This is a genomic window from Paraburkholderia sp. 40, from assembly GCF_050434105.1.
Taxonomy (GTDB): domain Bacteria; phylum Pseudomonadota; class Gammaproteobacteria; order Burkholderiales; family Burkholderiaceae; genus Paraburkholderia; species Paraburkholderia tuberum.
In genome coordinates this window covers 2,835,187-2,850,236 of the sequence record NZ_JBNPVY010000002.1, presented here as the reverse complement: position 1 = coordinate 2,850,236, position 15,050 = coordinate 2,835,187, and the positions used below count along the sequence as shown (strand labels likewise).

Genomic DNA, 15,050 nt, shown 5'->3' with positions numbered 1-15,050 from the left:
GGGTCCCTGCGGCGTTCGGCACGACCGATGTTACTCAGCGAAGCGAGGCGTGTCGATGAAAATGCCTTCTAACCTGCGAACTCTTCAAAAATGATCGGCTATTTTTCGACAATCGACATGCCAGCGAAAACGCAATTAATACGCAATTAAATCGGTCATCGGAAAATCAAACCCCAAAAGGCAATATACGATTTCGTTCGACGAAAGGTAGACCGAAGACGGCGGCACGTGCCGATACTCACGCCGATTTTCAACCTGCTTGCAATCTGTTTCAGGCCACTTCAATCGCTTTTTCTCTCGCGAGGACAACAACGATCATGGCTCAATCCGATCCAGCCGCGCGCCAGGCCCGCATCGCGACCGAAATGCACGTCACCGCCGAATTCGACGCAAGCCGCGAAATCGAGCGCCGGGTCGATTTTCTGGCGAACTATCTGCGCAACAGCCACCTGAGAACTTATGTGCTCGGCATTAGCGGCGGCGTCGATTCGACCACGGCCGGGCGTCTCGCGCAACTCGCGGTCGAGCGTTTGCGGGCGAACCATTACGACGCGAGTTTCGTCGCCGTCCGTCTGCCTTACGGCAAACAACGCGATGAATCGGATGCGCTCGAGGCATTACGCTTCATTCGCGCCGACGAAAATCTGACTATCGATATCAAACCCGCAGCCGATGCGATGCTCGAGTCGCTCGATAAAAGCGGCGTGTCGTTCAAGGACGAATCCCAGCGGGATTTCGTGCACGGCAATATCAAGGCGCGCCAGCGGATGATCGCGCAATACGCGGTGGCTGGCGCGCGCTCGGGCGTCGTGATCGGAACGGACCACGCGGCCGAATCGGTAATGGGCTTTTTCACGAAGTTCGGCGACGGCGGCGCCGACGTGCTGCCGCTGGCCGGGCTCAGCAAGCGCCGCGTGCGTGCGGTCGCGAATACGCTCGGCGCGCCCGACGCGTTGGCGCACAAGGTGCCGACCGCCGACCTCGAGATGCTGCGGCCGCTTCGTCCCGACGAAGACGCGTATGGCATCCCATACGACGCGATCGACGATTTTCTCGAAGGCAAGCCGGTCAGCGATACCGTGCGTGACGTGGTCCTGCAGTTTTACAACGCGACGCGTCACAAGCGGGCGCTGCCGTATACGCCGTTCGATTGGCCGACGTCGCCGGATGGGCAATGATGCGCCCGCGAACGGCGCTCTCAAACGAATAAAGGCGGTGGACATGCGCGCGTCGTCGCGCCTGTCCACCGCCTTCGAAAACAATAGAGCTTACTGCACCATCTGCGGCGCTTACTGCTCGGGCGGCGGTTCGTCGCTGAACAGATCGGCGCTCGCTTCGAGCGGCTGGCCACCCAGGTGCTTGCCGTGAATCTGCCGCGCGATCACGTCGCCGACATACGGCACGCTCGCGTCGAGTTCGACCGTCGCGTAGGCGCTGGGCTTGCCGGCGTCCACCACCTCGACGTGTTTTGCGTAGTGGCCGAGTTCGCGCTTCAGAAATTCCCGCACGTCCTGCTCGCTGCACGATTCGGCGATATTGCGCACGGTCAGGTTCATGTGGCCTACCCTCGCCGCGCCTGGCGGCCCGTCCGTCGGTCAGCGCTTGCGATACGCACCGGTCGCAGCGCGGCACGCTGCTTCGTCTGAGTCGCGCCGAGTGCGCGAAGTGCGACCACGCCGGTCGCGCCGGCCAACCCCATAGCGAGCCATGACAAGTAGAAGGCCATCGTTCAAATCTCCTGTGCGAATTGCATCCTGTTGTCAGGATAGCCCGCTTCGACAGCGAACACACTGTGACGCAGTGTCGTAGGCAATGGCGAAACGTCCCCGTCGATGCACTGTACCTGAATCAGTCGCGCCAATCCTGGGAAAATATCGGCTGCCTCGGCACCTTGCATGCCAGGCCAGCCCCGGCCCGGCACGCAGACCTATCGTCGAAAGCATCGTGCGGGGGACGTGGGCAAAGGCGGACTGATCGCGCCGATCAGTCCGCCGCTTGCACGTTCGCCGCGCTCACCCACCACGCATTCTTACCTTGCGGCAGACGGACCAGCACCGCGGAAGGATCCTCGACGCCGTCATCGGCGATCTGGCATACCGGCAGGCCGTCGGGCAGACGCTTCACTTCGCCAGCGGCCTCGAACAGCGCGATTCGCTGCGCATCCAGCGGGCGCAGTTGCCGATACACGTCAAAGCTGAGCGCCGCGGGCACGTCGCCGCGAATCTCGAGCTCATTGGCGCGCGCGCAATGCGCGGGCGCGACGGCAATCGCGGCGGCGCTGCCGCTCAGGCAGCCGATCGTCAGCGCGACGGCGGCGAGACGGGAATGGGTCATCGTGTTTCTCCGAAAAGAGTGAGGGGCAGCGAACCGTGGTTCCGCGAGGAATGCGCAAGCGTGCGGGCGCGCGGCGCGCTCAACGCTGGCGGGCATGCGCGTCGCCGCGTCGGCTGTCTTCGCTGTCGACGCCATCGTCGTCGCGAGTCGCGAACTCGAGCCGGTTCACGTCGCAGGACGCCTGGCCAAAGCCCGCATACACCGCCGACCAGTTGCCGACGATCACCGCTTGCGCCTGCGCGAGACTCAGCTTGCCTTCGCAGACGCAACGCTTGAGCATCGCCGCCGCGCGTGCCTTGCGGCGCTCGCCCTGCGGGCCGGACCACGGCAATAGATCGAGATTGGCCGGCGCATCGGGCGATCCGCCGAGCATGACCGGCACACGCCGGTCGAGCGCGAACGCGGCGACGTCAACCGCATCGATGCCGCGTGCGGCAAGCATACGATCCTTGTGCGCCATCAGTTCGTCGAACGGCGGCGCGACGGTTTCCGCATAACCGGGGCGGCAAATCGTCTGGCCGATCGACTGCTGGGTCACGCGTTCGTCGAGCACGGCGCTCGGTTGCGCGGCGGCATCTCCGATGCGCAGCACGATCATTGCGCCAACGGTGACGAGCAGCGCACGGTGCGTGATGTGCACGCGAGGGCGAAGGACGCGCGTGGGTCCGAGCCGCGGCGCGTTGGCCGCGTCATTGCTGCTGGTCGTGTCGCGGGAAAGACCGCGCCGATGGGTGTCTGCGATGCCTGCGTTCATTCGTCGGCGCGCCGGCGGCGGCACGCGGTAGTTCAATTCGCAAGGCAATTAAAACACATTCAATATGGATGAGTACAAAAGCCGGACATGAGGGCGCGGCGTTTGCTGGCTCGCGGCAGCCGCCGCGAGCCAGCGCAGACCAACCCAGCACGACGTCGCGATGAGTGATGAGTGGGGGCGCCCCGCCGCCTCTACTTCGCCACCCGCGCCTGCAGCGCGCGGATCCGCCCGAGCGCCTGCGCGTTCGACACCGTCTCTTCGTACATCTTTGCGAGGTCGGCTTTCAGCGCGGTGCGCGAACCGCCATCGAGATACACCATATGCCCCGATGGATAGAACCGTGCCGACAGGTTCTGCCGCACCTGCTGACTGACCAGCGGCATCTGCTGCAGATCGAGCACGGTCTGATAGAACGGCGTGACAAAATCGAAAAAGCCGTTCGCCGACAGCACCTTGAGGTCGGGATTGAGCGCCATCACGGCGGCAAGGTCGCCGGCCGTGTACAGAATGATGTTGCCTGTCGAGTCGAGACCCTTCTGCGCGCCGGTTGGATCGATATGGCCGAAATCCCAGTACTTGAACGCCTGATCGTTGAGGTCGGTGAACGACGAGTTCGACGTGTACTTCAACTGCTCGTTCAGATACACGTTCCACATCGTCGTGTAGACGCCGGTGACCGCGGTCATCGTCGGATCGTTGCCGCCGGAGTTCGGGTCGATCTTGCCGGCGATGCCGGTGTCGATCGCCGTTACGCGGCCGTCGTAGGCGCCGAGCGCGAGGCCTTGCGGCTTCAGCAACGTGGTCAGGAACAGCGAATTGCCGCGGCTGTCGTAGCCCGCGATGTCGAGGCTCCACGCGAGCAGCGTCGTTTTGTCGATGCCGGTGTATTCGCTGAGTTTTTCGGTGGTCGCGGAATCTGTGGTCGGGAACTTGCGCAGCGCGGCCAGGTAGTCGGTGCGCGCGAACTGCGCGACCTCCTCGGCGAACGCGCCGAGATCGGTCGGCCGCGGCGCGACGCCGAGCTTCTTGTGATACCACGCGTCAGCGGCTGCCGTGGGCAGCGCGCCGACCGGATTGCCCGATTGCGTGTAATCGAGAATCGACGATTGCAGCGTAATGCCGTTCAGATCGACCCCATCCTCGTGCAGCCGGTACGCGAGCACGCAGCTACGCGCCGTGCCGTAGGACTCGCCGAATAGATACTTCGGCGAATTCCAGCGGTTGTTCTTCGTCAGGAAACGCTTGATGAATTGCTTGATCGAATCCGCGTCCTGATCGACGCCCCAGAAGTCGCGATTCTTCTTCGGCGCGATCGCCGCCGAATAGCCGGTGCCGACCGGGTTGATGAACACCAGGTCGCTCTTGTCGAGCAGACTGTCCGGATTGTCTTCGAGTGAATAAGGCGCAGGCGGCGTGAACCCCGGCATCGAGGTCTTGATGCGGCGCGGCGCGAACGAGCCGAGCAGCACGAATACCGACGACGACCCCGGCCCGCCGTTATAGAAAAACGTGACCGGCCGCGTTTCTTCCTTCTGATTGTCCTGCGTGAACGCGACGTAGAACAACCTCGCCGACGGTTGCGAGCTGCTCGGATCGACGATCACCAGATGGCCCGCGGTCGCCGTGTAGTCGATCATGTGACCGCCGATCGTCACCGAATGATGCGTGATCGCGGCCGTCTCGACTGTATCGGTAACCGAATCGTCCGGGCCGTTGCCATAGGCGACCGGGTCGAAGAGCGGCTGGTCGCCGGCCTTGTGCGGCGCGCTCGTGGCGGTGGACGCGCCTGCCGAGGCCGTGGCATGCGTGTTGTGCGGCGAATGCTGGCTACCGGAAGCTGATTCTGTATTCGTCATGATCGCTCCAAGGGTTCGTTTTACTTGCCATGCGTCCTCGTTCTTACGTCTCGTTGTTGTGTTATGCGCTGTGTTGCAGACTATAGTGCGCCCGCCACCTTCCCGCCATTGGGGCTGCCTAGTCCCGTGCAGGCGTCCCACCCCTTCGACGCCGCGAAGCTGCCGTTGTTGCCCTGCGTGATGTCGTTGCAGACGCCCGGCGCCTTGTACAGCTTAGCGTTGACGAAGCCGGCCGGCTGTCCCTTCGCCGCGTTGATGCGCGCGATCAGCGCCGCCCACAGCGGCGCGACCGCGCTGGTGCCCCCCACCACCGTTTGCATTCCGTCGACCAGCACGTCGTAGCCGGTCAACGGCGAGGCATCGCCCGCGACATCCGGCACCCCGCGCCCGCCGAGCGGCTGGCTGCCGCCGCCCGTCGCCGTGGCCGACAAACCCTGCTGCCACGCCGGCACCGGAAACGCGGTGCTCACGCCGCCGCCGCTGGCCCCGCCCTGCTCGCCGTCGTTCCACACGACCTCGCGGGTGATCGCCGAACCGGACGAGCTCAGGTGCGTGCCGCCGCAGGCGAGCACGTACGGGCTCGACGCCGGGAAGTCGACCGCGTCGCCGCCGCCCGAGCCGTCGCTCGACCCGCTGTCGCCCGAGGCCGCGCAGATGGTCACGCCGAGCGCCGCCGCCGATTGCAGTACGCTGTTGAGCGCCTGCATCGACTGGCTGGTCCACACTGATTCCGGCGCCCCCCAACTGATCGAGATCACCGACGGCTTGTTAGTTGTGTCGTGCACCGCGCGGCTCACCGCGTCGATGAAGCCGGCGTCGCTGTTCTGCGTGAAGTACACGGCGATGGCCGCGCCCGGCACAATTGCGCCGACGATCTCGATGTCGAGCGTGACCTCGCCGTCCGGCCCGTTCGGATCGCCGCTCGGCTTGTTGCCAGCCTGATCGACGCCGACCGGGGTCACGGTCGGCTCGCTGACACCGAGGCTCGAGAAATAGGTCTTGAGGTCCGACGTGTTGTAGCCGCCGCCGAGCTCGATGATGCCGACGCACTGACCGCCGCCGTCGCCTTGCGGAAACTGGTAGAGCGAGGCGAGCTGCGGCGGCGAGTACGACGTCTGCCCGGCGCGCGCCGGCACGAACGGCGGCCGGATGCGAAAGTGCGGACGCGCCTGCGGCCGGTTGTCGAGTCCGAGCACCGCCTCCACGACGCCATGCAGATCGTCCGGCACGCTGATCGTGCCGGCGCGGCCACGGAACTGACCGGCCGCGTGATGCTGGTAGAGCTCGAGCTTGACCTCGAACGCGCTCTGGAATTGCGCGATCGTGCCGCTCAGCAGCACCGAGCGCGCCGCCGGATCCTCGCGCGCGACGGTGAGCCCATGCGCGGCCGCGAAGGCGCGGACCTTCGCGATGTCATCGGGCGCGGCGCCGTAGTCCTGGGCGAGCGCCTCGCGCGACAGCGGCTTCACGCTCGCGTCGCCGGCTTCGATGCGTTTCATCAAGGCGTCGAACTGCGCCTGCTGCTGGCGGCGCAGCATCACGAAGACCTCGATCCGCTCGGCGGGATCGCATTGCCCGATGACCGTCGTGCCCTGCGCGACCTTTCGCTCGCTGCCCGGCAATGGATGCTTGGTGACCATAGTATCGACTCTCCTGTTAGCGTGGCTTCGCACGCGGTCATGCACGACCGCGCGGCCCGGCGGCGGCCAGGCACGCCACGCGCCTGCATGAAGCGCATCGTGGCGATACGCGGCAGGGGTTGTTCAAGAACTTCATCCAAGCGTCCGACCAAAGCATTCGAACACAGTTCCGGCCAGCGCGACAGTCGTCCGCATGGCCAGCGTCTAATGCGCGGCGTGGATGCGACACGCTATGATGCTGAAGCGGCATTCCCGCCGTTTCATTGCCGCGCGCGCCGCCTGCGCGCACGATCGAGAAATCAGAGGAACTCATGTCAATTTCGATGTATCAAGCATCACTGCCTGTGCTGATTCGCGGCCTCACGAACCTGCAGGCCATCCTGGGCAAGGCCGAAGCGCACGCGGCCGCAAAGCAGATCGAACCGTCGGTGTTCACGAATGCCCGGCTCGCGCCGGACATGCTGCCGTTCGTGCGCCAGGTGTATATCGCGAGCGATACCGCGAAGGGTTGCGCGGCGCGCCTCGCCGGCATTGAGCCGCCGAAGTTCGACGACGTCGAGCAGACTTTCGATGAACTGCAGGCCCGTATCCAGAAAACGATCGATTACCTGAAGGAATTCAACGCGGCGCAGATCGACGGTTCGGAAAGCCGCACCATCACGCTGAAAATGCGGACGGGTCCGATCGAGTTCACCGGAGCGTCATATCTGTTCGGTTTCGTGCTGCCGAACTTCTATTTCCACGTGACGACCGCGTATGACATCCTGCGTCATAACGGTGTCGAGCTCGGTAAGCTCGACTATCTGGGCGGGATGCAGCAGTAAACGGAGCAGGCGGGTCGTCGATCGCGCGGCCGCCCTCACGCGTGCAGGCGCGGCTGGAATGCGATCACCGCCATGCCGGCCAGCGTCAGCGCGACGCCTGCCGCGTCCCACAGCGTGGGCCGCACCTCGTCCACGACCCACAGCCACGCAATCGCGACCGCCACGTACACGCCGCCGTAGGCCGCATACACGCGGCCCGCTGCGGTGCCATGCAGCGTCAGCAGCCACGCGAACAGCGCGAGGCTTGCCGCGCCTGGCAGCAACAGCCACGCGGAGCCGCCCTCCTTTAGCCAGCGCCACGGCCAGGTAACAGCCGAGAATCTCGGCGACAGCGGTCACGACATACAGCAGGAAGGTTTTCATCGATGAGCGTGAGAAGGTGGTTGTGTCGCCGCGCGTGCGCGCGGCCGGCCGCGCTATCGGCTTTATTAACACAATCACCTGGCACCGCGGCCTTTGCATCGGCTGTATGCGCACGCGCGACGAATGCAAAGGCTGGAAAAAAATGAAGGACAAGCATCGCACGAAAATTATCGAGGACCGGCCGCGGCGCGAGCGCAAGCTGAAGAAGTGAGCGGCCGGCGTCGCCGGTCGGTCGCTCCCGCAAACTCACGCCTGCGCCGAGTTTCAATCCAGCGAAAGCCGCAGCGCGAAGCCGATCAACGCAGCCGAGAAGGTCCACCGTTGTACCGTCTGCGCCAAAGGATGGACGCGCATCCAGTTGGCGATGCGCGCGGCGCCGATCGCATACAACGCGTCGAAGCATGCGCCGATCACGAGCAGCACGACACCAAGCTCGATCATCTGCCACGCTACCGGCCCCGCTTCCGGCCGCACGAATTGCGGCAACAGCACCGAGCAGAACAGTAGCGCCTTCGGGTTGAGCAGGTTCGTCAGCAGACCTTTGACGAACGCGGTCCGCAACGGCCGCACCGCATTGCCCGCAACGCTCGAAGCAGTGGATTCCACTCGCGGCGCGCCGGCCGCTTGCTTGTCGCGCGACCCGGCCGGCAATGCGAACCCGGGCGAGCGGAAGATTTGAATCCCCACCCACGCGAGATAGACGGCGCCAGCATAGCGCACCGCGTCGTACAGCCACGGCGCGTTGCGCAGCAGCGCCGCCATGCCGCACGCCGACAGCGTCACGTGCGTCGCGCGCGAGACGCCAAGCCCCGCCGCGGCCGCGAAGCCGCTGCGCACGCCGCGCGCGATGCTGGTTTGCAGGATCAGCGCCATGTCCGGCCCAGGCACCGCATAAACGACAATCAATGCCGCCACGTAGACGGCCAGCAGGTGAGCGGAAATCATCGGAGCCTCCTTGTTGTTCGAGGCTCCATGTTGCTATCGGATGCGGAGCGTTTGCTGGCGATTTTCAGTCCTCTGCATTCAAAAAATAGCGGAATGCGCTAATATTTCGACATCTGGCGACGCCTTCCACCACCCTGCAGCCCCCTCCCGACATGTCCACGGACGATCTCGACAAAACCGATCGCGCGATTCTCGCCGCGCTGCAAAACGACGGCCGCATGTCGAATGCGCGTCTCGCCGAGATGGTCGGCCTCAGCGAGACGCCTTGCGCGCGGCGTCTGAAACGTCTGGAGAACGATGGTTACATCGACCGCTACCGCGCGGTGCTGTCGCGCGCCGGGCTCGGTCTGGGCGTGATCGCGTTCGTGCTCGTGCGCTTCGCGGTGCACGACCGCGTGGTGGCCACGCGCTTCGAGCGCGAGGTGCAGGCGATTCCGCGTATCCTGTCGTGCCACAACGTGTCGGGCAGTGCCGACTACATCCTGCAGATCGTCGCGCGCGACCTCGACGACTACGGCACGTTCATGCGCGACGAACTGCGCGGCCTGCCGGGCGTGACGTCGGTGGAATCGGCCTTATCGTTGCGCGAGGTGAAAGCGTTTGGCGGTCTGCCGCTGTCCTGAGCGCGAACGTGGCATAGTCACCCCTTTAGTCCCCTTTTGAAGCGGCATGAGCCGTTCCGACGCAACCCGACGACCCCGGAGTTCTCATGGATCACGACAAGGCGCGAGCCGAAGAAACCGCCGCAATGGAACGCGTGTTGATCGCCACGAAGCGGGTGCAGACCGCGTTCGCGTCGCTGCAATCGCAATTCCCGCCGGCAGGCAGCGGCAAACCCTCGCAATTTGCGTTGCAGACTTTCGACGCCGCGCTGCAGGAACTCGAAGACGCACAAGCCGCGTTCGACGAACTGCTCGGCGATCTGCTCGACGGCAATCGTTGAGCGCTAGCGAGCGTCTGGCCGGCGCCCCGCTCGCCAGCCGGCTTGCACGCTTCGCGCCGCCGCATACGCCTTAACGCGCGTCCGTCTCCACCACCGGCTCGCAGAGAATCGGAAAATTGACGGAGTTCGCGACGTAGCACTTCTGATGCGCGACGTGATGCAGATGCGTGGCCAGTTCGACATCGCCGCTCGCGCGGATCGTCACGCGCGGGCGCAGCACGATCTGCGAAAAGCGGCCTTCCTGCGCGGTATCGAGCATCGTGCCTTCGGCGTCGTCGCGATAGTCGAGCACGACGATGCCCGCCTCCGAGCACAGATGCAGATACCACAGCTTGTGACACGCGCTCGCCGACGCGACCAGCAGGTCCTCGGGATTCCAGCGCGTCGCGTCGCCGAGAAACGCCGGATCCGACGAGCCCGGAATGTCGGGCTTGCCACCGGAAGAAATCACGTGATCGCGGTCGTAGTCGCGGTAGCCGGAGGTGCCGCTGCCGCGGTTGCCGGTCCATTTCACCGATACGTGGTACTTGTGCTCGCCGCGCGCCATTCGCTTCCCCTTTGGTCGGATCGGACCTGCATTCTATCCGCGCCACACTAGCGCGGCGGCGCCGCGCGGCCGGTCACGTTCGGCGCGCGTGGGTCGGGATTCATATAGAGCGCCGTGCCGTTCGCGCGCATGTTGTTGAGCGCGGCGCCCGAGCCGGTCGCGCCACCAGAGCCGAGCCCATACGAGCCGCCCGCCGACATGCCGGGCCCCGGCATGGTACTCGGACTGACGCCGGTACCGATGCCCGTCGCGCCGCCGACAGCCGCATTGCCGCTGCCCCCGCTGGTCCCCGCGTTCGTGCCCGCATGAGTGCCGTTTTGGCTGCCGCCAGGATTGCCCGGTTGCTGGGCCTCTACCGTTGCAGCGGCCCCCACCGTCAACAGCGCCGCAAGCAACGCCGACCACACGATCCCACCTGTTGCTGTCTTCATAGCTACCCTCCAACCGCATCGATCCGCCGAGCACGATATCTATTCTGAGCCGATCGCGCGACCGATGCAGCGGCGCCGCTCCCGCCCGCGCCCACGGCGTGTCCGTGCGCGTTATGATCGATCGTTACGCCCGAACGGCCGATCGCGCACGATGGAGCACGCCTACATCCACCTTTTGCATATGCTCGCCGGCCACTCGACGTGGATGCTCGCGGTCGTTTTCCTCGCCGCTTTTTTCGAAGCGATCGCGGTCATCGGCACCTTCGTCCCCGGCAGCACCGCGATGTTCGTCGCCGGCGCGCTGACGGGCACCGGCTCGCTGAGCCTTGCCTGGGTCTTCGTGTGGGCCATCGTCGGCGCGGTCGCCGGCGACGGCGCCAGCTTCTGGCTCGGCGATCGCTACAGGGAGCGCATCGTCACTCTGTGGCCGTTCCGCGCACACCCCGGCGTACTCGACGCGGGCCAGCGCTTCTTTCTGAAACATGGCGCGAAGAGCGTCGTGCTCGCCCGCTTCATCGGCCCGCTGCGGGCGATCGTGCCGGTCGTCGCGGGCATGATGGGCATGCGGCCGCTGCGCTTCCTCTCGATCAACGTGCTCTCCGCGCTGCTGTGGGCGCCCGCGCACATCCTGCCCGGCGTCGTGTTCGGGGCGTCGGTGCTGCTCGCGGGGGCGGTGTCGTTCCGGCTCGTCGTGATCATCGCGATGCTGGCGTGCATCGTGTGGCTCAGCTTTCGCGGCGCTGGGTTTCTGGTGTCGCACGCGAATGCGTGGTCGAGCGCGGCAGGCCGTCATCTCGGCAGCTGGGCATGCCGCCATCCGGGTCCGCTCGGCCGCATCGCGCGCCGCATGCTCGACCCCGATACGCCCGATGCGACCCACCTGCTCGCGACGTCGCTGATCGTGCTGGTGGCCGGCGCGCTTTTCTTCGGGGTCCTTGACGACGTCGTCAGCGGCGATCCGCTGACGACCATCGACCTGTCCGTTTATCACTTTCTGCAATCGATACGCACGCCGTGGGGCGACACGGTGCTCGCGGCGCTCGCGACGCTCGGCAGCGGCATCACACTGTTCGCGCTGGTCGTCACGGTTGCCCTGTGGATGGTGTGGGAGCGGCGCTGGCGCACGATCGGCTACTGGCTCGCGGCGGTCGTGTTTTCGCAGCTGCTGATTCTCGGCCTGCAACTCGCGATGCGCCGCGCCCCGCCCAACGAACTCATGAGTGGCCACTTCGTGTTTCCGAGCAATCACGTCGCCGCGACGGTGATCGTCTACGGCTTTCTCGCGTTTCTGCTCGCGCGCCGGATCGGCAAGCTCGGAGGTGTGCTGGTTGCCGCCGCCAGCATCATCGTCGTGATCGTGGTCGCGCTCGCGGGCGTCTACTTCGGCCACTACTGGGTGTCCGACGCGATCGGCGGCGCGGCGCTCGCGTGTGTGTGGGTCGCGCTGGTTGCGCTGACGGCGATCTGGAGGCATCCGCGGCCGCCGCCGCCGCGCCGTTTCATGCCGCTCGTGGTGCTCGCGGTCGTAGCGCTCAGTGTCGGCCTGCAGCTCGGCGTCGCAATGCCGACGCCGCCCGGACAGCGCGCCGCAACCACCCCCCGTGCAGTTCACGCAGACGCAGTGGAAGCTCTCCGGGTGGAAGCGGCTGCCGTGCTTTCGCTCCGACATGGGCGGCGATCAAAAGGAGCCGCTGACGCTGCAATGGGTCTCCGAGCCCGCTTCGATACGCGAGCGGTTGCGCGCGCAGGGCTGGGTCGAGGGCACCGACGTGTCCGCGCACAGCCTGCTGTCGCTTGCTTCGCCCGACGTCGCGGCGGTGTCGCTGCCGGTGCTGCCGAAGCTGAACAATGGCGTGCCGTCGTCGCTGGTCTTCATGCGACCGGGCAATTCGCGCGAGGAACGCTACGTGCTTCGTTTCTGGCCGAGCGGCTACGCGGTCGACAACGGCACCTCCGCGGCGCCGCTTTGGGTCGGCGCATTCGCGCACGAGCGGCTGACGCGGCCGTCCTGGCCGCTGAACATTCTGCGCATCGATCACGACGTGAGCCCGTTCGACGCGCCCAACAGGTCGGGCGCCGAGCTCGGCGCGACGGTTCTCGCGGAGGTCGATTGTCACGGCGTGCCGGTGTCGCTGCTGGTCTCGCCGAGGCAATGAGCTGCACATCCAGGCACATCCAGGCAACTTCAGGCATCTCAGGCATCCCCAACTCAACGATTCGATAAAGGAGACAACCGTTGGCCGCTTTTCGACCGAACAACTCGATGACTACGCAGTGACGTTCGAACGCGACGGCATGGTCGTTCTGCGCCAGCATTTCCCGAAGACGACGCTGCTCGCATCGCGCGACGGCCGCCTGCCGTTGCGTGCGATCACGATGGAACTCGCGTGAGCGAACTCGACAATGCAAGCGCGCCGGAGCAATACCGGAAATTCGCCTATAGAAGAAAGCATTCAGTCGCCGGATTGGCCGCACAACGAATTGTCACGAAAGCGAATCGCCAATTGACGCGCAATTGCCATAACGGAAATGACTGAGGCGAACGCGGGGATACACCGGGTCGAGAACGACAATCGATTTGACATTTAAGCCTTCGTTGCGCAAATGCAACGACACACCGGCATTATCCCCACTTCCCCCCGCTATTTGCACCGATAGCGCTCCTAATTCATTTATCCACTCACGCAATCCGTAATCGCACTGGCAGAATGAGCAGAACGCCAGATAGCGGGAACCGGCACGCGCCGCCATTTCCGCAATGAAACAGGGCGGCCGCGATTTTTTACCCAATTGCACGCATTAACCCTATCGTCTCTTTGCGACCTGAACTCGTAGTCCACCAGGAGCTTAGTGTGCGGAATCGATCGATGTCTCGCGTGAAGAAAGACCGCCAGTCCGCCGTTCGCAGCCTCTGCTCGCGTGTTTCCCGATTATCTTCAAGTCCGCTTTCCGGCTCGGTTTCCAGCTCGCTTTCCAGGCTTCTCCCGCGGTTATCGCTTTGCATGACTGCGCTGGTGCTCGGCAGCTACTCCGCGTATAGCGTCGCCGGCGTTTCCGTATTGCGTCCGCCGCGCGAAGCGCTATCGAGCAGTCCACTCGAAGTGACGATCGTCTATGCCGGCGATCAACCCGGTGGCACCGAAGTCGACGTGCCGGCGCAATTGAATATCGCGATCAGCAATACCGACGTGGTACCGCATCGGCTCGCGCTCACGCGCGAAAGCGGCGCACCCGAGCATCTGAAGCTCGCCGCCGGCGAACTGAAGGCAGTGCGCTATACCGGCACGTGGCCCGAATGGGCGCGCGGCGCGATGCAGATCGACGTGCCGGATCTCGACGTGTCGCCATCGTACGTGCTGCTGACGCGTCCGCCGCGCTCCGGCAAGGACGCGGCGCTCGCGTCGGCCGGGAGCGCCAATGGAGCAACGGCGGCGGGCACCGCGAGCGGCGCACCGTCGTCGACGAGCCTGATCGCGTCGTCGCCCGCGCCATCACGACCGGATGCGCCCGTGCCGCAAATCAACACTTTCCTGAGCCGCTTCTCCGCCTTCGAACCGATGTATTTCGCCGATGGCGGCGGTAGCGAGTCCCTCGCGAAATTCCAGCTCAGCTTCAAGTTCCGCCTCGTCGTTCCGGACGACCCGCGCTCGCGTGGTTTCGCGGACAACCTGTACTTCGCCTATACGCAAACCTCGCTGTGGGATATCAAGAAGTACTCGGCGCCGTTCCGCGACACCAGCTATATGCCGGCACTCTTTTATTACCTCGAAGACACCGGCTGGAAGAGCACGTGGTGGAGCAGAATGGGCGTGATGGCCGGCTACGAACACGAATCGAATGGACGCGACGGTCCGGAATCGCGCGGCGTCGACTATGTGTTCCTCAAGCCGATCTGGGATTTCGGCGACATCCACAGCTACCATCTGACCATCGAGCCGAAGATTTATTACTATACGCACATCGCCGGCGAGAACCACGACATCGCCGACTACCGCGGCTATGTGGACCTGCGGTTCATCTACGGCAGCCCCGACGGCGCGCAATTGGACACGACGCTGCGCAAAGGAACGCAAGGCGGCAAAGGCAGCGTCGATACGCAGTTCACCTATCCATTGGCGAAGCTGATCAATAGCCGCTGGGGCGGTTACCTGTGGCTCGGCTTCTTCAGCGGTTATGGCGAGGACCTTCTCGACTACAACCAGCATCGCTGGATTGCGCGAATCGGCTATAGCATCACACGCTAATCCGGAATTCGCCTGGCATGCAAGCAAAGGGCCGCCGAGCGGCCCTTTTCCATTCGATGACGGCCCACGACGCGCCGTAATACATCGAAAGTTCTGCCGTAATCCTTTCAGAAGTTTGCCCCAAGCCGCCCCCCACCCGGCGGGCAACCCGTCATGGATCGCTCGTGAA

The 15,050-nt window shown here is 64.7% G+C and carries 16 protein-coding genes and 2 pseudogenes; 8 read left to right on the top strand and 10 right to left on the bottom strand.

The features are described from left to right. Positions 1-317: 317 nt before the first annotated feature. A complete protein-coding gene (nadE, locus tag OKW28_RS14530) occupies positions 318-1,178 on the top strand; it encodes an ammonia-dependent NAD(+) synthetase (protein WP_429446555.1) in 861 nt (286 codons plus the stop codon). Positions 1,179-1,289: 111 nt separating this feature from the next. Here the strand turns inward: nadE and OKW28_RS14525 are convergent, their stop codons facing one another. From OKW28_RS14525 to OKW28_RS14505, 5 genes are all read right to left on the bottom strand, one after another. After that, complete coding sequence (locus OKW28_RS14525; protein WP_429446553.1) at positions 1,290-1,556, bottom strand: RNA-binding protein; 267 nt, start codon at positions 1,554-1,556, stop codon at positions 1,290-1,292. A gap of 427 nt (positions 1,557-1,983) precedes the next feature. Next, on the bottom strand, positions 1,984-2,334 hold the full coding sequence (locus OKW28_RS14520; RefSeq protein WP_429446552.1) for a hypothetical protein: 351 nt from the start codon (positions 2,332-2,334) through the stop codon (positions 1,984-1,986). A gap of 79 nt (positions 2,335-2,413) precedes the next feature. Continuing rightward, a complete protein-coding gene (locus OKW28_RS14515) occupies positions 2,414-3,088 on the bottom strand; it encodes a hypothetical protein (RefSeq protein ID WP_429446550.1) in 675 nt (224 codons plus the stop codon). Positions 3,089-3,279: 191 nt separating this feature from the next. Next, on the bottom strand, positions 3,280-4,944 hold the full coding sequence (locus OKW28_RS14510) for a S10 family peptidase (protein WP_429446548.1): 1,665 nt from the start codon (positions 4,942-4,944) through the stop codon (positions 3,280-3,282). Between the two features lie 80 nt (positions 4,945-5,024). Beyond that, positions 5,025-6,584, bottom strand: coding sequence for a S53 family peptidase (locus tag OKW28_RS14505; protein WP_429446546.1), 1,560 nt, complete (start codon positions 6,582-6,584; stop codon positions 5,025-5,027). Positions 6,585-6,895: 311 nt separating this feature from the next. On the opposite strand from OKW28_RS14505, the gene OKW28_RS14500 reads away from it, so the two are divergent. After that, positions 6,896-7,408, top strand: a complete 513-nt coding sequence (locus tag OKW28_RS14500) for a DUF1993 domain-containing protein (protein WP_429446545.1) — start codon at positions 6,896-6,898, stop codon at positions 7,406-7,408. Between the two features lie 35 nt (positions 7,409-7,443). Here the strand turns inward: OKW28_RS14500 and OKW28_RS14495 are convergent. Further along, a pseudogene (locus OKW28_RS14495) lies at positions 7,444-7,771 on the bottom strand (YnfA family protein). A gap of 55 nt (positions 7,772-7,826) precedes the next feature. Here OKW28_RS14495 and OKW28_RS14490 point away from each other — a divergent pair. After that, a complete protein-coding gene (locus OKW28_RS14490) occupies positions 7,827-7,982 on the top strand; it encodes a DUF1289 domain-containing protein (RefSeq protein ID WP_429446974.1) in 156 nt (51 codons plus the stop codon). A gap of 53 nt (positions 7,983-8,035) precedes the next feature. Here the strand turns inward: OKW28_RS14490 and OKW28_RS14485 are convergent, their stop codons facing one another. Then, positions 8,036-8,716: a LysE family translocator gene (locus tag OKW28_RS14485; RefSeq protein WP_429446543.1), complete on the bottom strand. Its 681-nt coding sequence runs from the start codon at positions 8,714-8,716 to the stop codon at positions 8,036-8,038. A 152-nt stretch (positions 8,717-8,868) separates the two neighbouring features. Here OKW28_RS14485 and OKW28_RS14480 point away from each other — a divergent pair, with 152 nt between their 5' ends. Both OKW28_RS14480 and OKW28_RS14475 read left to right on the top strand, forming a co-directional pair. Further along, entirely contained in the window at positions 8,869-9,339 is a 471-nt protein-coding gene (locus tag OKW28_RS14480; RefSeq protein WP_018425024.1) for an Lrp/AsnC family transcriptional regulator, read from the top strand. Between the two features lie 86 nt (positions 9,340-9,425). Beyond that, the gene (locus tag OKW28_RS14475; protein ID WP_429446541.1) at positions 9,426-9,659 is read left to right on the top strand and encodes a hypothetical protein; all 234 of its coding nucleotides are present in this window, start codon (positions 9,426-9,428) and stop codon (positions 9,657-9,659) included. Positions 9,660-9,729: 70 nt separating this feature from the next. Here the strand turns inward: OKW28_RS14475 and OKW28_RS14470 are convergent, their stop codons facing one another. Both OKW28_RS14470 and OKW28_RS14465 read right to left on the bottom strand, forming a co-directional pair. Next, positions 9,730-10,206, bottom strand: coding sequence for an OsmC family protein (locus OKW28_RS14470; RefSeq protein WP_429446539.1), 477 nt, complete (start codon positions 10,204-10,206; stop codon positions 9,730-9,732). Positions 10,207-10,253: 47 nt separating this feature from the next. Beyond that, entirely contained in the window at positions 10,254-10,637 is a 384-nt protein-coding gene (locus tag OKW28_RS14465; RefSeq protein ID WP_429446537.1) for a hypothetical protein, read from the bottom strand. Between the two features lie 64 nt (positions 10,638-10,701). On the opposite strand from OKW28_RS14465, the pseudogene OKW28_RS14460 reads away from it, so the two are divergent. Both OKW28_RS14460 and OKW28_RS14455 read left to right on the top strand, forming a co-directional pair. Then, a pseudogene (locus tag OKW28_RS14460) lies at positions 10,702-12,036 on the top strand (bifunctional DedA family/phosphatase PAP2 family protein); the annotation flags it as partial. 268 nt (positions 12,037-12,304) lie between these two features. Further along, on the top strand, positions 12,305-12,793 hold the full coding sequence (locus tag OKW28_RS14455; protein ID WP_429446972.1) for an LssY C-terminal domain-containing protein: 489 nt from the start codon (positions 12,305-12,307) through the stop codon (positions 12,791-12,793). A 328-nt stretch (positions 12,794-13,121) separates the two neighbouring features. On the opposite strand, the gene OKW28_RS14450 is transcribed toward OKW28_RS14455, so the two are convergent. Further along, a complete protein-coding gene (locus tag OKW28_RS14450) occupies positions 13,122-13,433 on the bottom strand; it encodes a hypothetical protein (RefSeq protein ID WP_429446535.1) in 312 nt (103 codons plus the stop codon). Positions 13,434-13,639: 206 nt separating this feature from the next. Between OKW28_RS14450 and OKW28_RS14445 the strand changes: the two genes are divergently transcribed. Further along, on the top strand, positions 13,640-14,881 hold the full coding sequence (locus OKW28_RS14445; protein WP_429446533.1) for a phospholipase A: 1,242 nt from the start codon (positions 13,640-13,642) through the stop codon (positions 14,879-14,881). Positions 14,882-15,050: the final 169 nt, after the last annotated feature.